The organism is uncultured Ruminobacter sp. (assembly GCA_902764345.1).
Classification (GTDB): domain Bacteria; phylum Pseudomonadota; class Gammaproteobacteria; order Enterobacterales; family Succinivibrionaceae; genus Ruminobacter.
Window position 1 is genome coordinate 14,240 of record CACWVT010000006.1, and the last position, 21,436, is coordinate 35,675.

Annotated in this window: 18 protein-coding genes; 14 read left to right on the top strand and 4 right to left on the bottom strand. The window is 41.8% G+C overall.

The window, feature by feature from the left end; genetic code table 11:
- Window positions 1–10 precede the first annotated feature (10 nt).
- From QZU58_RS02225 to QZU58_RS02235, 3 genes are all read left to right on the top strand, one after another.
- Window positions 11–3,169 (top strand): type I restriction endonuclease subunit R, encoded by a 3,159-nt coding sequence (locus tag QZU58_RS02225; RefSeq protein ID WP_294494416.1) that lies wholly within the window; start codon window positions 11–13, stop codon window positions 3,167–3,169.
- A 54-nt stretch (window positions 3,170–3,223) separates the two neighbouring features.
- On the top strand, window positions 3,224–5,257 hold the full coding sequence (locus QZU58_RS02230; RefSeq protein WP_294494419.1) for a DUF262 domain-containing HNH endonuclease family protein: 2,034 nt from the start codon (window positions 3,224–3,226) through the stop codon (window positions 5,255–5,257).
- A gap of 115 nt (window positions 5,258–5,372) precedes the next feature.
- Window positions 5,373–6,524, top strand: coding sequence for an HNH endonuclease (locus tag QZU58_RS02235; RefSeq protein WP_294494422.1), 1,152 nt, complete (start codon window positions 5,373–5,375; stop codon window positions 6,522–6,524).
- Between the two features lie 893 nt (window positions 6,525–7,417).
- On the opposite strand, the gene QZU58_RS02240 is transcribed toward QZU58_RS02235, so the two are convergent.
- On the bottom strand, window positions 7,418–8,806 hold the full coding sequence (locus tag QZU58_RS02240; protein ID WP_294494425.1) for an aldo/keto reductase: 1,389 nt from the start codon (window positions 8,804–8,806) through the stop codon (window positions 7,418–7,420).
- Between the two features lie 302 nt (window positions 8,807–9,108).
- Window positions 9,109–9,294, bottom strand: coding sequence for a hypothetical protein (locus QZU58_RS02245; RefSeq protein ID WP_294494427.1), 186 nt, complete (start codon window positions 9,292–9,294; stop codon window positions 9,109–9,111).
- Here QZU58_RS02245 and QZU58_RS02250 point away from each other — a divergent pair.
- From QZU58_RS02250 to QZU58_RS02260, 3 genes are all read left to right on the top strand, one after another.
- On the top strand, window positions 9,293–9,841 hold the full coding sequence (locus tag QZU58_RS02250) for a DUF4417 domain-containing protein (RefSeq protein WP_294494430.1): 549 nt from the start codon (window positions 9,293–9,295) through the stop codon (window positions 9,839–9,841). The genes QZU58_RS02245 and QZU58_RS02250 overlap by 2 nt on opposite strands.
- Window positions 9,841–10,215, top strand: a complete 375-nt coding sequence (locus QZU58_RS02255; RefSeq protein WP_294494432.1) for a hypothetical protein — start codon at window positions 9,841–9,843, stop codon at window positions 10,213–10,215. Before QZU58_RS02250 ends, QZU58_RS02255 begins: the two co-directional genes overlap by 1 nt.
- 105 nt (window positions 10,216–10,320) lie before the next feature.
- Window positions 10,321–10,641 (top strand): hypothetical protein, encoded by a 321-nt coding sequence (locus QZU58_RS02260; protein ID WP_294494435.1) that lies wholly within the window; start codon window positions 10,321–10,323, stop codon window positions 10,639–10,641.
- Between the two features lie 71 nt (window positions 10,642–10,712).
- Here the strand turns inward: QZU58_RS02260 and QZU58_RS02265 are convergent, their stop codons facing one another.
- Entirely contained in the window at window positions 10,713–11,033 is a 321-nt protein-coding gene (locus QZU58_RS02265) for an N-acetylmuramoyl-L-alanine amidase (RefSeq protein ID WP_294494438.1), read from the bottom strand.
- A 40-nt stretch (window positions 11,034–11,073) separates the two neighbouring features.
- Window positions 11,074–11,985: a hypothetical protein gene (locus QZU58_RS02270; protein WP_294494441.1), complete on the bottom strand. Its 912-nt coding sequence runs from the start codon at window positions 11,983–11,985 to the stop codon at window positions 11,074–11,076.
- Window positions 11,986–12,579: 594 nt separating this feature from the next.
- Between QZU58_RS02270 and relA the strand changes: the two genes are divergently transcribed.
- From relA to QZU58_RS02310, 8 genes are all read left to right on the top strand, one after another.
- On the top strand, window positions 12,580–14,826 hold the full coding sequence (gene relA / locus QZU58_RS02275) for a GTP diphosphokinase (RefSeq protein WP_294494443.1): 2,247 nt from the start codon (window positions 12,580–12,582) through the stop codon (window positions 14,824–14,826).
- Between the two features lie 267 nt (window positions 14,827–15,093).
- On the top strand, window positions 15,094–16,725 hold the full coding sequence (locus tag QZU58_RS02280) for a CTP synthase (protein ID WP_294494446.1): 1,632 nt from the start codon (window positions 15,094–15,096) through the stop codon (window positions 16,723–16,725).
- Window positions 16,726–17,092: 367 nt separating this feature from the next.
- Window positions 17,093–18,403 (top strand): phosphopyruvate hydratase, encoded by a 1,311-nt coding sequence (gene eno, locus QZU58_RS02285; RefSeq protein ID WP_294494449.1) that lies wholly within the window; start codon window positions 17,093–17,095, stop codon window positions 18,401–18,403.
- 199 nt (window positions 18,404–18,602) lie between these two features.
- Entirely contained in the window at window positions 18,603–18,890 is a 288-nt protein-coding gene (locus tag QZU58_RS02290; protein WP_294463318.1) for a septum formation initiator family protein, read from the top strand.
- A 1-nt stretch (window position 18,891) separates the two neighbouring features.
- The gene (ispD, locus tag QZU58_RS02295; protein ID WP_294463317.1) at window positions 18,892–19,572 is read left to right on the top strand and encodes a 2-C-methyl-D-erythritol 4-phosphate cytidylyltransferase; all 681 of its coding nucleotides are present in this window, start codon (window positions 18,892–18,894) and stop codon (window positions 19,570–19,572) included.
- Window positions 19,573–19,574: 2 nt separating this feature from the next.
- Window positions 19,575–20,048: a 2-C-methyl-D-erythritol 2,4-cyclodiphosphate synthase gene (ispF, locus tag QZU58_RS02300; RefSeq protein ID WP_294463315.1), complete on the top strand. Its 474-nt coding sequence runs from the start codon at window positions 19,575–19,577 to the stop codon at window positions 20,046–20,048.
- Window positions 20,049–20,058: 10 nt separating this feature from the next.
- Window positions 20,059–20,808, top strand: a complete 750-nt coding sequence (surE, locus tag QZU58_RS02305) for a 5'/3'-nucleotidase SurE (RefSeq protein WP_294463320.1) — start codon at window positions 20,059–20,061, stop codon at window positions 20,806–20,808.
- A 2-nt stretch (window positions 20,809–20,810) separates the two neighbouring features.
- A complete protein-coding gene (locus QZU58_RS02310; protein WP_294494452.1) occupies window positions 20,811–21,434 on the top strand; it encodes a YqaA family protein in 624 nt (207 codons plus the stop codon).
- The last annotated feature ends 2 nt before the right edge of the window (window positions 21,435–21,436 follow it).

Below are 21,436 nucleotides of genomic sequence, written 5' to 3' on the forward strand. Positions count from 1 at the left end.
GGAGGTAGGTATGCCTTATTTTAATATAGTAGCCGAAACAAATGAAAATACTGTTGTTACTAACTATGAGCCTGTTAAGGCTAGGTCTGACAGTTATGAGTCCGAGGCTGCTTTAGAGAAGGAATTTATCCGTTTGCTCTGTGAGCAAGGATATACCTATCTCCCTATTCATTCTGAGTCTGATTTAATTGCAAATCTTCGTGTTCGTTTGGAAGAACTCAATAAATACAAATTCTCTGATACTGAATGGGAACGTTTCTTTAAGACTTCCATTGCAAATCCAAATGAACATATTGCTGAAAAGACTGCAAAGATTCAGGAAGATTATATTCAGGTTCTTAAGCGTGATGACTCAACCTCCAAAAATATAACTCTGCTTGATCATAAGAACATCCACAATAATACCCTTCAGGTAATAAACCAGTATGTGCTCGGTAAAGCAGAAGGTGCGACCTATGATAACCGTTACGATGTTACAATCCTCATCAATGGTCTTCCTATTGTTCATATAGAATTGAAACGTAGGGGCGTGGCTATTCGTGAGGCTTTTAACCAGATTGAACGTTATCAACGAGACTCTTTTTGGGCTGGCAGTGGTCTGTTTGAGTTTGTTCAGATTTTTGTTATTTCAAACGGCACAAACACGAAATATTATTCAAACAGTACCAGGAATAACGCAATCAAGGATTCTACTTCAAGAAATATCAAGAAGGGTAAGACAAGTAACAGTTTTGAGTTTACTTCGTTTTGGGCGGATGCTGAGAACAGGGTTATTCCGGATCTTATTGATTTCACTAAAACCTTCTTTGCAAAACACACAATTCTAAATATCTTAACCAAATACTGCGTGTTCACATCAGAAAAAATGCTGATGGTGATGCGCCCGTATCAGATCACTGCAACTGAACGAATTCTTAACCGTATAGAGGTTGCTCATAATTACAAGAAGTACGGTGATATTGCCGGAGGTGGGTATATTTGGCATACCACCGGCTCTGGTAAAACCCTAACTTCATTTAAGACTGCACGACTGGCTACTCAACTGCCGTTCATAGATAAGGTTCTCTTTGTCGTAGATCGAAAGGATCTGGATTACCAGACCATGAAGGAATACGACCGCTTTGAAAAGGGAGCCGCAAACAGCAATTCATCTACGGCAGTTCTTGAAAGACAGCTTGGTGATGATAAATCTCATATTATTATCACCACAATTCAAAAGCTTTCCACCTTCATCAGAAAGAACAAAAGCCATGACATTTATTCAAAGCAGGTGGTTATCATTTTCGATGAATGTCATCGTAGCCAGTTTGGTGAAATGCATGAGGCTGTGGAAAAGCATTTTAAACAGTATTACATGTTCGGTTTTACCGGAACTCCTATATTCCCGTTGAATGCCAGTTCCGGGAAGAAACTCAATTACTTCACAACAGAGCAGACTTTTGGAGACCGCCTGCATTCATATACAATTGTTGATGCCATTAATGATAAAAACGTACTTCCGTTCCGTGTCGATTACATAAAAACCATGGATATCGATGCAGACATAGATGATGAGGAAGTATGGGATATAAACAGAAAAAAGGCTTTTGAAGATCCAAAGCGAGTTTCTCAGATTGCCAATTACATTCTTGATCACTTCGACCAGAAAACCTATAGAGGTGATAAGACCTACGAGTTTAATGCTCTCACCAATATCGGAGAGGTGGCATCTGCGGCAAGAGGAAAGGTTGAGGAAATTAAGCAAAAGCAGAGACTGAGCGGTTTTAACTCTATTTTTGCTGTAGCCTCTGTTCCAATGGCAAAGATGTATTACGACGAATTTAGAAAAATCATCAATGCCGATCCAACAAAGAATCTGAAGATAGCCGTCATTTACAGCTATGCCGCCAACGAGGAAGAAGTCGAAGGAATGCTGGATGAGGAAAATTCTGAAGATACATCAGCACTTGATCAGAACTCAAGAGACTTCCTCGAATCCGCTATTCAGGATTATAACCAGATGTTCCATACGAACTACGATACCTCCAGCGATAAATTCCAGAATTACTATAAGGATGTGTCTCTTCGTATGAAGAACAAGGAACTTGATTTACTCATTGTGGTTAATATGTTCCTTACCGGTTTCGATGCCACTACTCTGAATACGCTGTGGGTTGATAAAAATCTGAAGATGCATGGGCTCATTCAGGCATTCAGCCGTACCAATCGTATCCTGAACAGTATTAAGACTTTCGGTAATGTTGTCTGTTTCCGTAATCTTCAGAAGCGGGTTGATGCTGCTATCTCTTTATTTGGTGATAAGAATGCCAGCGGTATTGTACTTATGCGTAGTTTTAAGGATTACTACCATGGGTATACAACTGATGACGGCAGAGAAAAGCCTGGCTATGTTGATATGATTAATGAGCTTACTCAAAAGTATCCTTTGTCAGAACCGCAGATCATCGGTGAACAGAACCAAAAGAATTTCATTGCGCTATTTGGTGCAATTCTGCGGATGCGGAATCTTCTTGTTTCCTTTGATGAATTTAAGGATAAGAACATTCTGACAGAACGAGATTTGCAGGACTACCTTGGCCGCTACCAGGATCTTGCGGACGAATGGAAACGGAAGAGAAAAGATCACGAAGCTAAAGACATTACGGATGATGTTGTCTTTGAAATCGAGCTGATTAAACAGATCGAAATTAACATTGATTACATCCTTATGCTGGTTAAGAAATTTCACGACACACATTGTGAGGATAAGGAAGTTCTTATCACCATCAAAAAAGCTATTGATGCCAGTCCTGAACTGCGTAGCAAGAAGCAACTTATCGAAGCGTTTATTTCCGGTATCAATGAAGTTGATGATGTGATGAATGAGTGGAATGAGTATGTGGTAAAACAGCGTGAAGCTGATTTGGAAAAACTTATTCAGGAAGAAAAGTTAAAGCCGGAAGAAACCCGTAGATTTCTGGAGAATGCATTCCGGGAAGGAGAAGTAAAAACCGTTGGCACAGACATAGATAAAATGATGCCTCCGGTTAGCAGATTCGGTGGTGGAAATCGAACCGAGAAGAAGCAGACCATTATTGAAAAAATAAAGGCGTTCTTTGAGAAGTATTTCGGTATTGGCAGAAGTTTTAAGGCTAGTGAAGAAGATAAACAACAAGAAACTGTTCATTAAATCATTTGGGGCGTTAAGTTTATAGGTTTGGGCAAGGTTATTTAAGAGGTTGTTATGAAACCGGTTGAGAAAAATTTATTGAAGTTACTGTCAAATAATGATGTAACTTTCTTTATTCCCCCATATCAGAGAAATTATGAATGGGCTATAGAACATTGCGAAGTTCTTTGGAATGACATTGTAAATACTGCTGAAAAGAATAAAGGATCTGATACACATAACTTGTACAAGCACTTTTTTGGTACAGTTACATATTTTGAATCTGATCATCATTTTGATGAACCTGCAAAATTAGTTTTGATTGATGGACAACAACGAATTACCTCAACAATGCTATTTCTGCTAGCGGTAAGAGATAAGATTCAGGATATAAATAAGAAAGAATTAATTAATAAATCTTTTTTAGTAAATACAAATGTATCGTCAGAAGATCAATCCAAAAAGATTAAGCTTAAACAGGTTGAGGCTGATTGGGAAGCGTATAAAAGTGTGGTGAATGGCAAGATTAATAATGATTATTTGAATTCTGCTATTATTAAAAACTACAACTATTTCAAACAACAGGTGTCTAAAAAGACAGATGAAGAACTCAATATTTTGATTGATAATGGGTTAAGAAGCTTTACATTGGTTGCTCTGGAGCTAGAACCTAATAATCCTGGAGAAAACCCTCAAGAAATTTTTGAATCTATGAATTCTTTGGGTAAACCTTTATCCTTAGCCGATCTTGTAAGAAATTACATGCTACTTTTTATGCAACCAGCAGAGCAAGAAGCTAACTACAATAGGTACTGGCTTGTTATTGAAAAGAACTTACCTGGTGCAATATCTGCGTACATAAGAGATTTTATGCAATTGCATGAAAAGAGAGCTTTGCCTGTGGCATCTGAGACGAATTATAAAAAGCTTTACGCTGAATTTAAGAGTTTATATAGCAATAGTCTGAGTTCCACTAACGTATTAGAAGCTATGGCTAATTACTCAGAAATTTATTCGTGGATTCTTGGCTTGAAGCCTGTTAATAATAAGAGAATCGATTGTATTCTCGAAGACCTTAGAAAAGTAAAAGTTACAACAGCAAACTCATTTTTATTGTCATTGCTTATTTCTTGGCAAGAGGGCAAATTTTCTGATTCTGACATAGCAGACATTTTGTGGTGCTTTGAAACATATATTTTAAGGCGTAGATTGTTATTATTAACTCAAGCGGAAAACAAGGCGTTTCCTGTTTTGACTGACGAAATTGATTTCTTAATTTCTTGCTCGGATAAGAAACAAGCTATGTTCGGAATTCTAAGTAATAAAGAATATAGATTACGACTACCTAATGATGTAGAAATTACTAAGTATCTTGAATCTGCAAATTTATCTAAATTTCAAAATACTAAGTTTTATTTGTCATTGATAGAAGAGAAGATAACTAAGAATCGTCCAGTTCTGGATGAAAAAATTCAACTAGAGCACATTCTACCACAAACTCTTAATGATGACTGGAAGAATGATCTTGGTGAAAATTTCGAACAAATACATCAAAACAATGTTGATGTATTGGGCAACTTAACACTTATTAGACATAACCAAGAATTGGGTAATAAAAAGTTTTCTCTTAAAAAGGAGTTTTACAAGAATAAGGCGGGATTACAGATAGCGCAAAACTTTATTATTGATAATGATTTCTGGAATGGGGAAACCATCCAAAATAGAACAAAAGAGCTATCAAGTTATTTGGTAAGAGAGGTTTTGCCGATACCAGAACAAATGAGAACTTCTAATAATTACAATTCAAAAGAATACAAAGGGGTTCACTTTGAGGCTTTGGATTTGATCGGTAAAAATATATATTATCTAGAAGATCCTTCTGTAGAAGCAAAAGTAGTTTCTGATAATGAAGTGGAATACGACAATAAAAAATACCGTCTTACTCCAGTAACTAGATTAGTCAAAAATATTAAAGGAACCGCTAATACCTCTGGAGCTTATCAAGGGGCAAAGTATTGGGGATATAAAGGAGAGTCTATTTATAGCTTGATGCTACAGCTAGATATTGATTCTGATGATATCGATGATATTGAATCTGATGAAGATTAATCTTGCTAAAGGCTCCAGCTAAAGGAGGAATTATACTTTTTTTCTGTGATTTGAGGTAGAAAAATCAGTGGTATTGTGCCACCGAGGGTTTGGTTATCTATATAGGTGGGTAAATATGACAAAATCCGGTAAATTTGGCTTTGAACAAAGTGTCAATTTTTTTAGGGAACATGCTGGGGATACTTATATTCTTCCGGAAAAAGCTGGTGCTGACAAGGAGCGGATGCTTTCTCTAAAACAAGATGCTAGAGAGGCTCGATATAATTTCATAGAGTTTGCAAAACAACTGTCAAAAGAATTCACCGATTTAAAATATGATAACGCAGATAGATGTTCAAGATGGTGTCGAGATAACGGGAAAGGGAAACCAAAGATCATACATTTTTACTTTTGGATTCAATTAAAAAATCCTAAGTGGAAAGATCAATTACCTAGTGTTTCGTTATCATTTGGAGCTGAGAATTGCTTAGACATTAGAATTGATGTAGAGCAAGATAATTTAGATAAATTAAGAGATAAAAATCCAGAGCTGTATCGTAAAATTATAGAACAGCAGTTTCATTTGCTAGATAAGCCTTTACAAAACAACATAGAATATCGTTGCATAATACCAGAAGCTGATACGCTGTGCTATGGAAATTCCGACGTTGAATCACTCAAAAAGAAATATAAAAATTCTGAAAATAAGCCTTTATTCCAGGTCGGTACGAAGGTTAAATCATTATTTGAAAAAGATAATGCAGGAACTCTTTTTGACGAAGCTCTAGAGTTGGTCAGAGTTGTAAAGTCATACTACGACTTTGTCATGACATACAATGAAGAAAATTGTATTGATAGGGCGGAAAGCATTGATGAGGAAATTGATGACCTTCACTTGAAAGGGGAGGATAGAGAGGCTATTGTTAATCTACGCGTAAATCAACATGTATTTAGAGATCGTCTCCTATCAAGGTATAAACACCATTGCATATTGTGCAATGTAGATCAAACTGAGTTGTTAGTTGCAAGTCATATCAAGCCATGGAGTAAAAGTTTGCCCAAAGAAAAGCTCGATGTGGATAATGGTCTGCTTATGTGCCCAAATCATGATAGATTGTTTGATCGTGGTTTTATCTCGTTTGACGATCATGGAAAAATTCTAATATCTTCAATCCTGACGGCTGAAAGTCGTCAAGCCTTAGGCATTACAGGTGATATAAAGATTAATTTGTCTGAAAAGAATAAAGCCTATCTGAAGTATCACAGGGATAAAATATTTCAAAAATAGGAGTCTGTTATTCTGGCAAAACTGTTTAGCCGCAATATACGCATTCCGAACTGGAAAAGACCATGGCATAGGCTTTGATTGGTTTGTTTTTGAATTTGAGGGGGAAGGTGTTGACCTGTTCGTGGTTTCTTTTTTATATTTCGCCACAAATATCAATATTTATTTGGGGGTAGCGATGCAGACACGAGATTTAATTGGTTGTGTTTCCACAAACTTAAAGGTTGGGACGCTTGAAAAGACGTATGTTTAAACATGTTCCCTCAATATGTCAGCAAATCAGACATCAATTAAAAGGTCTCGGCACATGTTGAGACGGTGGTTTTACTGTCACGGGCAAAATAGAACGGTTCTGAAAGCCCTTGAAATCTAAGGGATTGCAGATTTTGATGCTTTTTTGAGCATGGCTGTAAAGAGCGATTTTGGCTGTATGTGAAAACATATCAAGGCGGAGAGATACAGGATAGTAGTTGTGGCTACGGTTTTGCTGTTTTAGGAAGGTTGTGGATACCATTTTGCTTTTGGAGCGGTGTAGCGGTTTGCCACTTTTGTGGATGAAGAGAGAGCGGGAACAGGAATTTAGTGATAAGGTCTGGACGTTTCGGTGAGGTTATCAAAACAATCCGGGAATGCGGCTATGATTTCATTGTTATGATGCACGGTGATCATTTTGGGCATACAGCAATGGTTAAAAAACACGGAGATACCATACCATGGTAGCCGGAATTTGCGGTGAGTGATGACGGTGTCTTCGGCATTACAGAAGAAACGCAGCTGTTTAAACTCCATCCGGAGACCACGGGATTTGTGAATCTCTAGGTTTTGAACGCGAAGGCATCCGGCCGGCAGCTACCGGGCAGGAGAGGGCGGGAGAAATACTGCAGGCAAACAGCAGATTACCAGTTTTCGTAGCGCTGGCGCCGATCCAGCCGCCTTATTTTTTCCATATCTTCGGGCGTCAGCTCAAAGTCGAAGATATCACAGTTTTCCGCGATATGGTCAGGATCAGACGAACCCGGGATGGCGATAAAGCCTGCCTGCAGGTGCCAGCGGAGAATGATCTGCGCCGGGGTTTTTCCGTATTTGCCGGCCAGCTCCGTGATTATTTCATTGCCGAAGCTCTCGGCAGTATGGCCTCTCCCCCCGAAAGGATACCAGGATTCTATGACTATGCCGTACTGTCTGACATATTTCTGAAGCTCTGTGTTCTGGTAATAAAGGTGGTTCTCGTTCTGAATTACCGCAGGCTTGATGGTGGCAAATGACAGAACCTTGTCCACCGCTTCCTTGGTGTAGTAATTGGAAATCCCGAGGGAACGAATCCGGTGATCGTTTACCGATTCCTCCATGGCCTTGTAAACGCCTGCATCATCTGATCCGGGCTGATGAATAAGCAGAAGGTCAAGATAATCCACCTGGAGATCCTTGAGCTCATCATTGATGATCCTGCCGGCGCGTTCATAGTTGCCGCCGTAGATTTTCCCGGTGATAAAGACCTCCTCCCGGGTTACAATTCCTTCGGAAATTGCTCGCTTAAGGCCGCGTCCGACGCTGACTTCATTACCGTAATATCTTGCCGTGTCGATAAGGCGCATGCCGGACTTAAGCGCCTGATAAACGGCCTCTTCCGCTGTGTTATCAGTGAGCGCCCATGTTCCCAGGCCGATGATGGGCATTTCATAGCCGCTGTTCAGAAGCACGGTCTTTTTGGAGAAATCAAAGGCCCCCTTACCGCTCTCCTTCTTGCCGGCAGACAGGGTGACGGTGACATCCCCGTTACTCAAAAGCTCCTTTAAGAGTTCCTGTGACTGCCCGGTGATCCGGCCCAGCTTTGTATATGCCCAGGAATTGCTGCCGTAAAACACCACCAGCTGATTACCGGAATACAGCATGATATCCCCTGCCTGAGCAGTCATTCGGCGGTCGTTTCTCGGGAGGCTGTGACCTATTGATCCCACCTGCTCAAAGCCGCCGTACATGGACATTGTTATCGTAAGGGGAGATTTTGCCGCCAGCTTCATCAGCGCCGAAACCGCCTCATTTTGCTCCCATGCCGCTGAAACCGCTGTTTTGCCGATCCGCATTTCCATTGTCATTATCTCCTTTTGGCTGAGACCATTCCCATTCCCGGCCGCTTCATTAACCGGGCTGATACTTGCCGGAAGAGCGTCTTTTTTAGCAGAGCTTCCGGCAGCAGTTGCCTGATGGGTTACCGTAATTGCTGTTCCGCAGAAAATCAGAAGGAGCATCAGGCTTAAAAATATCACAAGCCGCTGGTGTCTCATAAGTTCCTCGCAAAAATGATTATTTCAGTCCTTTTCAAGGCCAGAGCCTTTTTTCGGAAATGACTCCTTTGCCGAAAATTATGACAGCATTTTCGGAATTGAGGCGCTTCCGGAGAGCAGGGAACTCCAAACTACTATCCTGCTGTTTGCAAGTATAAACGGAATTCCGGCTGAGAGGAAGGGCGGAGTGTTCAGGCTGAGACAGAGCAGGGCGGAGAATATTCCGGCCCCTGACCCGCATCTCAGACATCTGACATTTCGGCATTATCAGCGGAGCTGGCAAGGATCTGATTTCAGGCGGATTACGGGATGATTTCTTCGATTTTTGTGAGAAAGTTCGCCTGAAGAACCTGCTCTTCCGCGCTGTAGCTTTCGATAAGCTCCCGGCATTGCCTCTCGGCATCTCGGATCTGCTGCGCCATGGCCTGATAGATATGATCGCCGGAGGAGGTCAGCCGGTAAAAGATCTCCTTCCGGTTTCCTTCCATGCGGTTTGTGGTGATAAGCTCCTTTTTGATGAGCCTCCCGCAGATTTTTGATCAGTGGATTCATTTTTATGAAGATGACTACCTGTTCGAATGTGTTTGGGGTTCACCTAATGATTACCTTGATTCATTTAAAAAGTTTAACGGGGTAATTTTACCTGATTTCAGCTTGTACAGAGATATGCCTTTCAATATGCAAATCTCTAACATATATAGAAGCAGGGCAATCGGTAACTGGCTACAGAAGAACAATGTAAATATCATTCCTAATATCCGATATGGTGATGAACGCACATATAAAATTTGCTGTGATGGTGTAGAACAAGGCGGCACAATAGCCATAGGCTCTCATGGAAACATGAAGTGCAGTACAGATAGGAAGTTTTTCCTTGAAGGACTGGCTGTTATCGTTGAAATAATTCAGCCGTCAGTTATTGTGGTTTACGGCATTGCAAACGATAAATACTTCGGCAAATATAAAGAACGAGGTATTCAAATTGTACAATTTGACAGTGAATTTGCCTCCTCTCATAAAAAGGAGGTGCAGTAATGGGTGCCGGGTATCATGGTGGCTTTGGAAACACTAAAGGTTCCGTTCATAATAATGAATCAGCCAATACCCCCAAGAAAGAATCAAGAGCGGATTTAATTTCAGAATTAAGAAAAAACAATATTAAATTTTTAGAAAAAGACATTGTTTTTATAGTCAGAGATACGACTGGTAAAATTGTTTGGCTTGAAAATGGTAACTTGACTGTTGGCCTAAAACATATACTTGATGGAGGAAATAATGGTCTGGGGCATGCCAATGATTTTAAAAAATCTTTTGGTGTTTCAAGAGAAAAAATTCCTTCTTTCTTAAAAAAGGTCTTTAGCAACGGAACTATTGTAAAGAAAAAATGTTACTCGAAAAGGCAAAAATGATTTCGAAAGAATTTACAAATATAGAGGGAAGTATTTAATTATATCTGCCGTAGGTACTAATGGCTTTATTGTGTCTGCTTATCCTATCAATAAGGAGGATCTATAATGTACACTATCCGATTGATGAATGAATTTTTACATGGTCCAATATGGATATATGATCAAGATGAAACAATCCGTTTGAAGCATTCTCTGATCAGCAATGATACAATATTGCAGAATCTTAATGAAGAAGCTGCAACTTTGTATGATTCATTTTATGATTTTGATGTAGGTGATGAGCCTTGCGTTTTTGACGATGAAGGATACAAAGCCGCGTTTCCTAAAATGAAAGAACTTATTGAAAAAATTAAGCAGAGACTTAATGAGATCAATGATGGGTCTTTCACTGTAGAAGACTACATTACTAATCAGAAGTTCGATTAACCGAGAGTCAATCATTGTATTTTTAGCCGACAGTCCCGTATCTGTCGGCTTTTTCACTTATGGAAATTTCCTCATTCCCCAAGTCGGCTATTCACTGCTTGAGCCGAATCGCCCAACTTCCCGAATAGCCAATTTCCGGGACAGGACTTTTGAGCAAACCAGCGGTGAACCGTCAGCAGCATCTCATCACTCTTGACCGAATAACTCAATGCTTTATCCCGATCAGCAATCCACAGCAGTCGTTTCTTTCCGTTCCTTCTGCAGATATCAACGCACAGCTTTACCAGGGCGGCATACACCTCCGGCTTCATAGTGTAAGGTTCCGTCAGATCAGATGCGCATTCGATGGTGACGGCTCGCTGGTCGTTGTCACGTAATGATGAACTATTCAAGGACAGGCGTCCGTAATTCCTGTACGTAAGCGGTTATCCTTTAGTCATCTTCAGATTCGGTAAACTGTTCCAGAACTGAGGCAATGCTTTCGTTACTCAGATTGCTGTTCAGAAGTCCTTCAAGAATACCTGCCGCATCTTCGGATTCTTTGGCACCATATCCGAGTTTCGCAGCTGTGTCCCTAAAACTTGCAGTATCATTGAGGGCATTCCCGTTATCTGATTCAATAATGGATTTTACAACCTGTTTGAAAACCTGAAGGTTGCCGGCATTTGATGATTTACCGTTTCCGAACATTGTTTGTACTACTGATTCCAAAAGTCCCTGAGAGACGTTCGGGCCGGAGCTGCCGGATAAATTGTTTTGTGTTACGGCTGATGTAAGATCACTGCTTCCTTTGAGAAGTGAATTAAGAACATCCGTTCCGCTGAGAGACGATTTACGGGCGGTTGACTTTCCTTTCTTGCCGAAAATCAGATCTATCAGGGCTTTCAGGATCATTTTTATTATGCTGTTTGTGCTTGGTACGCGGATCCTGGTAGAACGTGATGATGTTCTTCTGCGTCCAGCAGTGCCGGTTCGTGCAGATGATGAGCGGCGTGTTGTGCTTCTTCTTGCGGTATTTCCGGTTTTACGGTTTTTTGATATCTGGTCAAAAATGCTTATTTCACCACTGTTATTGCGTTTTTTGGAATTTCTGGAATTCTTTTTGACGTTGCTGATGGCTGAATTGAAGAAATCAGGATCGTCTTTTTCCTGCTGCGGAGCAGGTTTAATGTTTTTGTCATTTGCTGATTTTTCATTTGTGGCGGTTGTGGAACGGAGCCTGTCTGCCGTCTTTTCTTCAGATTCCGTATCTCCGGATTTCTGAGTCTTGTTCTTTTCTTCCTCTTCCTGCTGCTTCGCCACGTCAGCCAGTATATCCAAAAAAGAATGCAGTTCGTCAGCCATATAACCTCCGTTTTCTGAATTTATGTGAAAGTTTATATTTCCAGTGTCGGATAAGCAGTGTCAGTGAGGGTATGAAGTCCTGAAAACAGGACTTTGTATGCATTCTGACATTGCGGAACCGACAGCAATTTTTTCAGAAAAAATAATAACATGCAAGCATTTGCATGTTATTTCCCGTACCATGTCGATATAAATTAACGTCATCATGGCTGACTGTTTAAGCAATCTGAATTTTATTTTCACTGTCAGATTGAATTTTAATCCGTAATACCCATCTATATATACAGTGTGACTGCTGTTTTATTGCATTACGGTTAATTTTCTTGGATGTTGAATAAAAACGTTCCAAGTATATAATTGTTTCAGTGGGAATTTATACCGTATCGGTGTGAAAAACAAAATACGACACAGTATCCGACGTACAGGCGTACGTGTGTTCTGGTGTTCGTGATATATTTAAAGGGCATCGGGGCGTATCATACCCATGTGTGAAAAAAAGAAAAAATAAATTTTGTATGTCCACTTAAAAATCAGTGGGGATGCAGTCTTAATAAAAGCTGATTATCGACAATAAAGAGAGGTTCTTACCTTATTATGGTAGCTATCCGCAATACTCATGTTAAAGGCAAATTTGATCTTGAGGCATGGAAAGAATCATTACATGTGAACAGTGACGACAAACTTAAGATTATGAAGGTATTTGATTACTGTCATAACAAGATTGCCGAGTCCGGTGACAACATGGAAAGACTGACCAGTCGTGCCATCGAGATTATCGGAATCCTGCAGACATTGCACATGGATGTGGACAGCTATTGTGCCGCCATACTGTATCCTCATATTGAAGAAGGATACTTCACCATTGAACAGGCCGAAAAAGATTTTGGGAAGCCGATAGCCAGACTTCTTCACGGTGTAAAGGATATGGAGGCGATTAGGTTCCTTCAGAATATTTCGAATTCAGGAAGTGAGATTTCCAATGCCAAGATTGATACCGTGCGCCGCATGCTTCTGGCCATGGTTGAAGACGTAAGAGCAGTTATTATTAAGCTGTCCGAAAGAATAGCAGCACTGAGAGAAGTTAAAAATGCGGATGAGGAAACCCGCGTGGCCGTGGCCAAGGAAATTTCCAACATATATGCGCCTCTTGCAAACCGTCTGGGTATCGGTCAGCTGAAGTGGGAGCTTGAAGATCTGTCATTCCGTTATCTTCATCCTGATACCTACAAGCAGATTGCAAAACTTCTTGATGAAAAGCGTGTCGACAGGGAAAAGTACATTGTTGACTTTGTGTCAATACTTGATGAAAAGCTGAAGTCCGAAGGGCTGGAGGCAGAGGTTTACGGACGTCCGAAGCATATATACAGTATCTGGAGAAAGATGCAGAAAAAGCATCTGAACTTTACTGAACTTTACGACGTCAGAGCTGTTCGCGTAATCGTAAAGAGACTTCAGGACTGCTATGGTGCACTCGGTGTCATTCATACCTGTTTCCACCACATTCCGAGGGAATTCGATGATTATATAGCCAATCCTAAACCTAACGGATACAAGTCAATTCATACTGTGGTTATCGGACCTCAGGGAAAAACCGTTGAAATTCAGATTCGTACCGCAGACATGCATAAGGAAGCTGAACTTGGCGTGGCTGCACACTGGAAGTACAAAGAAGGCGGGTCAAATCTCGATGCCGCATACGAAGAAAGAATAGCGTGGCTCCGTAAGCTGCTTAAGTGGCAGGAAGACATGGTTGAGGCAGGCTCCATTGTCGATGAGTTCAAGACACAGGTGTTTGAGGACAGAGTGTATGTCTTTACTCCTAAAGGTGATGTAATTGACCTTCCTCAGGGTGCTACACCGTTGGATTTTGCATATCAGATTCACAGTATGATTGGTCACAGGTGCATTGGAGCCAAGGTCGACGGACGAATTGTTCCTTTCACTTATCAGCTGCAGACCGGTGAGCAGGTTGAACTTGCAACTCAGAAGGAGCCGAATCCGAGCCGTGACTGGCTGAATCCGAATAACGGATTCTTAAGAACAAGTAAGGCAAGAGCCAAGGTTTCTGCCTGGTTTAAGCAGCTCGATCGTGAAAAGAACATCGCTGCAGGCAGGGAAATGCTGGAAAAGGAAATTGAACGGCACGGTCTTACCGTTTCAAAGGAGCAACTGCCTGAGCTGATTAAGGATGTGCTTCATCATTACAATGTGAAGGACCATTTTGATGTTCTTGCCAATGTGGGGTCAGGTGATATCAGGATAAATCAGCTGATAAACTACATTGAAGCGAAGATAAACAATACCTATAAGGATACAAATCCTGACGAAGAAATACTGAAAAATATCGAACAGCGTACTCAGGCAAGAATTGCCAATGTTGAGCGTAATGCCGCAAAGAGTAAGATAGTGGTGAACGGAGTGGGTAATCTGGTTACTCATGTTGCCAAATGCTGTCATCCGATTCCGGGTGAGGATATTGTAGGTTTTATTACCAAGGGTAAAGGTGTATCTATTCACAGAAAGGGCTGTCATACCCTTAACCATCTTCTTTCTGAACATCCGGAAAGACTGGTTGATGCGGTATGGGGTGGCGAATATTCCAGTGGCTTCAGCCTGACTGTCGGTATTATTGCAAACGACAGGGCTGGACTGTTAAGGGATATCACGACGATTATCGCCAACGAAAAAATTAATGTTCTGGGGGTAAGATCCAGATCTGACACCAAGACTCAGACTGCTCAGATTGACATTGACATGGAAGTGATAAACATCAATGACCTGAACAGAACCCTTGCCCGTCTGAACAATATGAACGGGGTTATTTCGGCAAAACGTCTGTGATCTCCAGGATATGCTGAGAAGTAATCAGAATCTGTCGTAAAACGGATCGGCGACCGGCAGTCGGGTTAGTTGTGCTGACCGGTCGTGTTTCGGATTTTTCACGGATGTTATTCGGAAGTGTTTAATTAAGAACGGATGATTTAAAATTCTGCTGTTATTTAAATCAAATTTTTGATACAATCCTCCTTAAATTTTTTGTGAAAACAACATAAAAGTTGCACATGACTTTTGTGCTGTTTTTTTATTTTTAAAGCGTTATGGTTTGATATGGCTACTAAATTTATATTTGTTACTGGTGGTGTTGTTTCTTCACTGGGAAAGGGAATTGCCGCAGCTTCATTAGCTGCTGTATTGGAAGCCCGTGGTCTAGATGTGACCATGCTTAAGCTCGATCCGTACATCAATGTGGATCCTGGTACCATGAGTCCTATTCAGCACGGCGAAGTGTTTGTTACCGAAGACGGTGCTGAAACCGATCTGGATTTAGGTCATTACGAACGTTTCATTCGTACCAAGATGACCAAGAATAATAATTTTACTACCGGACGAATCTATTCTGACGTAATCAGAAAGGAAAGAAGGGGTGATTATTTAGGTGCCACCATTCAGGTTGTACCTCACATTACCAGCGAAATTCAGGACAAGATTTTAGCCGGTGGTGCCGATCATGAAATCGCGATTGTTGAAATCGGTGGTACCGTAGGCGATATCGAATCATTACCGTTCCTTGAAGCAATCAGACAGCTGGCCGTAAGACTCGGCAGACAGAATGCCCTGTTCATGCATCTTACTCTGGTTCCTTATCTGAAGACTTCAGGTGAAATCAAGACCAAGCCTACTCAGCACTCCGTTAAGGAACTGTTAAGTATCGGTATTCAGCCTGATATTCTTATCTGTCGTTCAGAAACCAATATTCCTAACGCTGAAAAGACCAAGATTGCTCTTTTCTGTAACGTTAATGAAAAGTGCGTTATTTCCATGAGAGACGTGGATTCAATCTACAAGATTCCAGCTCTTCTCAAGAATCAGGGACTCGATACCACTGTTTGCGAACGTTTCGGTCTTAACTGCAAGGAAGCTGACCTCTCAGAATGGGAAAAGGTAATTTACCAGCAGGCAAACAGCGAAGGTGAAGTTACCGTTGCCATGGTAGGTAAGTATGTACAGCTTCCGGATGCATACAAGTCTGTTAACGAAGCCCTTAAGCACGGCGGTTTAAAGAATCACGTAAACGTTAACATCAAGTATGTGGATTCTCAGGATCTTGAAACCAAGGGTCTTGAAGCTCTTGAAGACGTTGATGCAATCCTTGTTCCTGGCGGTTTCGGTAACCGTGGCATAGAAGGAAAGATTCTTGCCGCTAAATACGCCAGAGAAAACAATATCCCTTACCTCGGTATCTGTCTGGGCATGCAGATTGCTATCATTGAATATGCAAGAAACGTTGCCGGTATGGAAGGTGCAAATTCAACCGAATTTGATAAGAATTCAAAGTATCCTGTAATCGGTTTAATCACTGAATGGGTTAACGAGGAAGGTGAAAAGGTTGAAAGAAGCGAAAATTCTGATCTCGGCGGAACCATGCGTCTGGGAGCTCAGCAGTGTCATCTTGCCGAAGGTTCAAAGGTAAGAGAGCTTTACGCTCAGCCGGAGATTTATGAACGTCACCGTCACCGTTACGAAGTTAACAACTACCTGTTACCTAAGATTGAGGCTGCAGGTCTTAAGGTTACCGGTTTAAGTGCGGATCGTAAGCTTGTTGAAATCATTGAAAATCCAAATCATCCTTGGTTTGTAGCTGTTCAGTTCCATCCTGAATTTACCTCAACACCTAGAGATGGTCATCCTTTATTCGAAGGATTTATCAGGGCTGCAATGGATTATCAGCAGAAGAGATAATTTCTCCTGCCGATAGTTTCGGCATGACATAATGAAAAACACGGGGCATGTTTTAAGAAGAAAACATGCCCCTTTGCATTAATCGGAAATGATTTTGTAAATTTATTCGGGCTGTCGGCCTGTTTTGGTGAACACCTATCACATCCGCTGCTGTCATCACTTATTAGGTTGAATTTTGTTCAAAAAGAAGAGTCAGTCCACAAAACGGAAAGCATAGAAATATTGAATTTTTAATAAGAGATGAGTATAATTATGGCGAAAATTTTCAGATGATATATAAGTCTATCGGGAAATTAGACCTGTTTTTTTTATTTCTGTTTGAAACAGAAAATTTACGTAAATTTATCCAATAGAGGATTTAATAATAATGGCTAAGATTGTTAAGGTTATTGGTCGTGAAATCATCGACTCTCGTGGTAATCCTACCGTAGAAGCTGACGTTTACTTAGATGACGGTTCAATGGGCCGTGCTGCAGTTCCATCAGGAGCTTCTACCGGCGTTCGTGAAGCATTAGAACTCCGTGACGGCGACAAGTCTCGTTTCGGCGGCAAGGGTGTTTTAAAGGCTGTTAAGAATGTTAACGAAATCCTCGGACCTGCAATCGTTGGTATGGATCCAGCTGATCAGCGCGCTGTTGATAAGGTTATGCTTGACAAGGATGGTACTCCATTCAAGAAGAACCTCGGTGCCAACGCTATTCTTGCTATCTCTTTAGCTGTTGCTAAGGCTGCTGCCGCTGCTAAGAAGGTTCCTTTATACGAACACATCTCTGACTTAAACGGTACTCACGGTGTTTACTCAATGCCTCTCCCAATGATGAACATCATCAACGGTGGTGCTCACGCTGCATGGTCAATGGATATGCAGGAATTCATGGTTCAGCCAGTTGGTGCTAAGACCGTTAGAGAAGCTATCCGTATGGGCGCTGAAATTTTCCACGAACTTGCTAAGGTTCTCAAGGCAAAGGGTCAGCCTACCACTGTAGGTGATGAAGGTGGTTATGCTCCTAAGCTCGCAGGTACCGCTAACGCAATGGCTGCAATCAAGGAAGCTGTTGAAAACGCTGGCTACAAGTTCGGTGAAGACGTAACTTTAGCTATGGACTGTGCTTCTTCAGAATTCTATGATGAAGCTGCTAAGCTCTACAGAATGAAGGCTGAAGGTAAGGACTTCACTTCTAACCAGTTAGCTGACTTCCTCGCTGACCTCTGCAATCAGTACCCAATCATCTCTATCGAAGATGGTCAGGCTGAAGGCGATTGGGACGGTTGGAAGTACTTAACCGACAAGATCGGTTCTAAGTGCCAGCTCGTTGGTGACGACCTCTTCGTAACCAATCCTTCAATTCTCAAGGAAGGTATTGAAAAGGGTATCGCTAACTCAATCCTCATCAAGGTTAACCAGATCGGTTCTTTAACTGAAACCCTCGACGCTATCCAGATGGCTCACAAGGCTGGTTACACTGCAGTTATTTCTCACCGTTCAGGTGAAACTGAAGACTGCACCATCGCTGATATCGCAGTTGGTACCGCTGCTGGCCAGATCAAGACCGGTTCATTAAGCCGTTCTGACCGTATGGCTAAGTACAACCAGTTAATCCGTATCGAAGAAGAATTAACTGCTAAGGGTATTGCTGCTCCATACGCTGGTCGTAAGGCTGTTAAGGGTCAGAACTAATTCAATCTTTAAGATTATTTAGTTAAGATCTGAAACCTCCCGTGGTCATCTGACTTCGGGAGGTTGTTTTTTTCAGGTGGCATATGTCCGATACCTCAAAGCAGGCAGGTGTTAACGTGACAAGTGCAGGTGTAATAATCCATTCAATATATTATAATATGGCCGGAAGTGTCACAATCGTTGTTTGGGAACGGAAACCATGCGATTTATTGAAATAATTCTGACAGCCATTATCGCTTATCTCGTATACAGCTACATCAGTGGTCATAACGGCTATCATCAAAATTTACAGATTGAAAATTCTCTGATTAAAACCCAGAATCATACCCGCGTTCTTCAGGAAAAGAATGATATGATTCAAAAGGACATTGATAATCTGAGAGATAACACCAATCTGGACATCATTGAGGATATTGCCCGTTCCGATCTGGGAATGATAAAAGAAGGTGAGACTTTTTATCAGGTGACAGGAGTAGAGAACAGGTAAAATGAAACTTGATGTTGTAATTCCCGCTGCCGGTGTGGGTAAAAGAATGAATGCGGGATTCCCGAAGCAGTATCTTAAGCTTGGAGATAAAACCATTCTGGAAAGGACTGTTTCCGTTTTTATGGAAATGACTGACGTTGTTTCCGATATAATCGTGGTTATAGGCAGAGATGATGAGAGATTTAAGGAGCTCGGCCTTGAGAATGACAGTCGCATAAAGGTATGCTTCGGCGGTGCCGAGAGAATTAACAGCGTACTGAACGGATTGCATTATGCCCGGTCTGAATATGTAATGGTTCATGATGCCGCAAGACCGTGTGTACTGCCCGATGACATCAGAAACCTGATAAACGTCGGCTGTAACGAAAACGGGGCTATTTTGGTGTCCAGGGTTGCTGATACAATGAAAAGAACTGATGAGAATAATTCAATCATATCCACAGTATCAAGAGAACGGCTGTATCATGCCCTTACACCTCAGCTTTTTAACAGGAAAAGTCTTATAAGTGCCTATGAAAAGGCTGTGTCATCAGGAATTGTGCTTACCGACGAGGCATCTGCCATGGAGAGCGCCGGTTTTTCTCCCAAAGCGGTTGTGGGGCAGGCCTCCAACATAAAGGTCACTGAGCCTTTTGACATGAAGCTTGCTGAATTTTTCTTAAAACTTAATAACAGGTGGTAAAAGTGTTTAGAATTGGTCATGGATTTGATGTTCACAAATTCGGTGGAGAGGGGCCTGTAACCCTTGGCGGCGTGAAAATTGATTATGAACAGGGACTGATTGCACATTCAGACGGAGACGTGGTACTTCACGCACTGGCTGATTCCATTCTCGGTGCCGCCGCTCTTGGAGATATAGGTCGGCTGTACCCTGACAATGATGATGCCTTCAAGGGCATTGACAGCAGAATTCTGCTTCGTGACACTGTTAAGAGAGTGCATGAATTAGGGTACCGCATCGTAAATGTTGATATTACCGTTCTTGCCCAGGCTCCTAAGATTGCCGTACATGAAAAGCAGATGTGTGCCAATATTGCTGCAGATCTTCAGGTTGAGCAGGACTGCGTAAACGTAAAGGCCACCACTACCGAAAAGCTGGGTTTTGTGGGACGAAAGGAAGGTATCGCCGTGGAAGCCGTGGCTCTTCTGGAAAAGTAACATGAGACCTCTGAATATTCTTATCAGCAATGATGACGGAGTTTATGCCGAAGGCATTGATGTTCTGTATGCCCATCTGAAAAAAGCGGGGCATAAGGTTACCGTAGTGGCTCCGGACCGTAATCAGAGTGCGGCCAGTCACTCACTGACGCTTGAGTATCCGCTGAGGATCCAGAAAATCAACAAGGAAGATTATCTGGCCGTGAAGGGGACGCCTACGGACAGTGTTTATCTGGCGGTCAACAGCCTTCTTCCAAGCAAACCGGATATTGTGGTGTCTGGAATAAACAACGGTGCGAATCTCTGTGATGACGTGATATATTCCGGAACCGTGGCCGCTGCAGTGGAGGGCAGAAATCTGGGACTGCCGGCAATAGCGGTTTCACTTTGCGGCAGTGTTCATTACGATACTGCAGCTGCTGTTGTCAGCAGAATAATCGAGAGAATAGACGAATGTCCGATTCCGTCAGACAGAATCCTGAATATTAATGTTCCTGATTTGCCATTATCTGCCATAAGAGGAGTAAGGGTAACCAGACTCGGAAGAAGAATGAGTTCGGAAAGTGTCATTGAGGAAAAGGATTTGCGCGGTCATCCGATATACTGGATAGGTCCTCAGGCAGAGGCCCTGGACAAAGCTGAGGATACCGATATATATGCCGTTTCCGAAGGATACGTGTCGGTTACTCCGTTGCACATAGATCTAACAGCCTATCAGGTTCTTGATGATCTGTCCGGATGGATTTCAAAGGTTTACTGATAATGAAATTGTTTGAAAAAATCTATGATAAATGCATAGAGCTTGCACGACACAGATATGCCGTTTGGTTTTTAACCGGAAACAGCTTTATTGAATCCATTTTCTGGCCGATTCCTGTGGATATCATGCTGGCCCCAATGTGTCTGGCGAAGCCGGAAAAATCATACAGATATGCTTTTTATGCTACAGTGTCATCAGTAGTCGGAGCTGTTGCAGGTTATTATGTAGGGTACTATCTCTATGAGCTGTACCTTGCCGGACTGTTCGATACACTCGGCTGGACTGATACCTTCAGCAAGGTTCAGGAGTATCTGACCAGATTCGGTATATTTTTCATAGTAATCGGATCTTTTACGCCGGTTCCTTACAAGGTGGTGGCAATATGCTGTGGTCTGGCTGCGGCAAATCATAATCTGAATATTCCGTCATGGCAGCTGCAGATATGGATGTTTATTCTGGTTTCCATGCTGGGAAGAGGTGCAAGATTTTACCTCATAGCCATGCTGCTGAAGCTCGGAGGCAGCAGACTGGCCCAGAAGATTCGTAAGTATATAGATTTAATAGGATGGCTGACGGTGGCAGCTGTTCTGATTGGTATTGTTTGGTATTCTGTTTCTGGAAATTAAGC

What these genes read in the sequence shown, in the direction of transcription:
- QZU58_RS02310 (WP_294494452.1), top strand. Translation starts at nt 20,811, where the DNA reads ATGAAATTGTTTGAAAAAATCTATGATAAATGCATAGAGCTTGCACGA.
- QZU58_RS02235 (WP_294494422.1), top strand. Translation starts at nt 5,373, where the DNA reads ATGACAAAATCCGGTAAATTTGGCTTTGAACAAAGTGTCAATTTTTTT.
- QZU58_RS02250 (WP_294494430.1), top strand. Translation starts at nt 9,293, where the DNA reads ATGCGGTTTGTGGTGATAAGCTCCTTTTTGATGAGCCTCCCGCAGATT.
- QZU58_RS02270 (WP_294494441.1), bottom strand. Translation starts at nt 11,985, where the DNA reads ATGGCTGACGAACTGCATTCTTTTTTGGATATACTGGCTGACGTGGCG.
- QZU58_RS02245 (WP_294494427.1), bottom strand. Translation starts at nt 9,294, where the DNA reads ATGGAAGGAAACCGGAAGGAGATCTTTTACCGGCTGACCTCCTCCGGC.
- QZU58_RS02230 (WP_294494419.1), top strand. Translation starts at nt 3,224, where the DNA reads ATGAAACCGGTTGAGAAAAATTTATTGAAGTTACTGTCAAATAATGAT.
- eno (WP_294494449.1), top strand. Translation starts at nt 17,093, where the DNA reads ATGGCTAAGATTGTTAAGGTTATTGGTCGTGAAATCATCGACTCTCGT.
- ispD (WP_294463317.1), top strand. Translation starts at nt 18,892, where the DNA reads ATGAAACTTGATGTTGTAATTCCCGCTGCCGGTGTGGGTAAAAGAATG.
- QZU58_RS02240 (WP_294494425.1), bottom strand. Translation starts at nt 8,806, where the DNA reads ATGAGACACCAGCGGCTTGTGATATTTTTAAGCCTGATGCTCCTTCTG.
- QZU58_RS02225 (WP_294494416.1), top strand. Translation starts at nt 11, where the DNA reads ATGCCTTATTTTAATATAGTAGCCGAAACAAATGAAAATACTGTTGTT.
- QZU58_RS02260 (WP_294494435.1), top strand. Translation starts at nt 10,321, where the DNA reads ATGTACACTATCCGATTGATGAATGAATTTTTACATGGTCCAATATGG.
- QZU58_RS02280 (WP_294494446.1), top strand. Translation starts at nt 15,094, where the DNA reads ATGGCTACTAAATTTATATTTGTTACTGGTGGTGTTGTTTCTTCACTG.
- QZU58_RS02290 (WP_294463318.1), top strand. Translation starts at nt 18,603, where the DNA reads ATGCGATTTATTGAAATAATTCTGACAGCCATTATCGCTTATCTCGTA.
- relA (WP_294494443.1), top strand. Translation starts at nt 12,580, where the DNA reads ATGGTAGCTATCCGCAATACTCATGTTAAAGGCAAATTTGATCTTGAG.
- QZU58_RS02255 (WP_294494432.1), top strand. Translation starts at nt 9,841, where the DNA reads ATGGGTGCCGGGTATCATGGTGGCTTTGGAAACACTAAAGGTTCCGTT.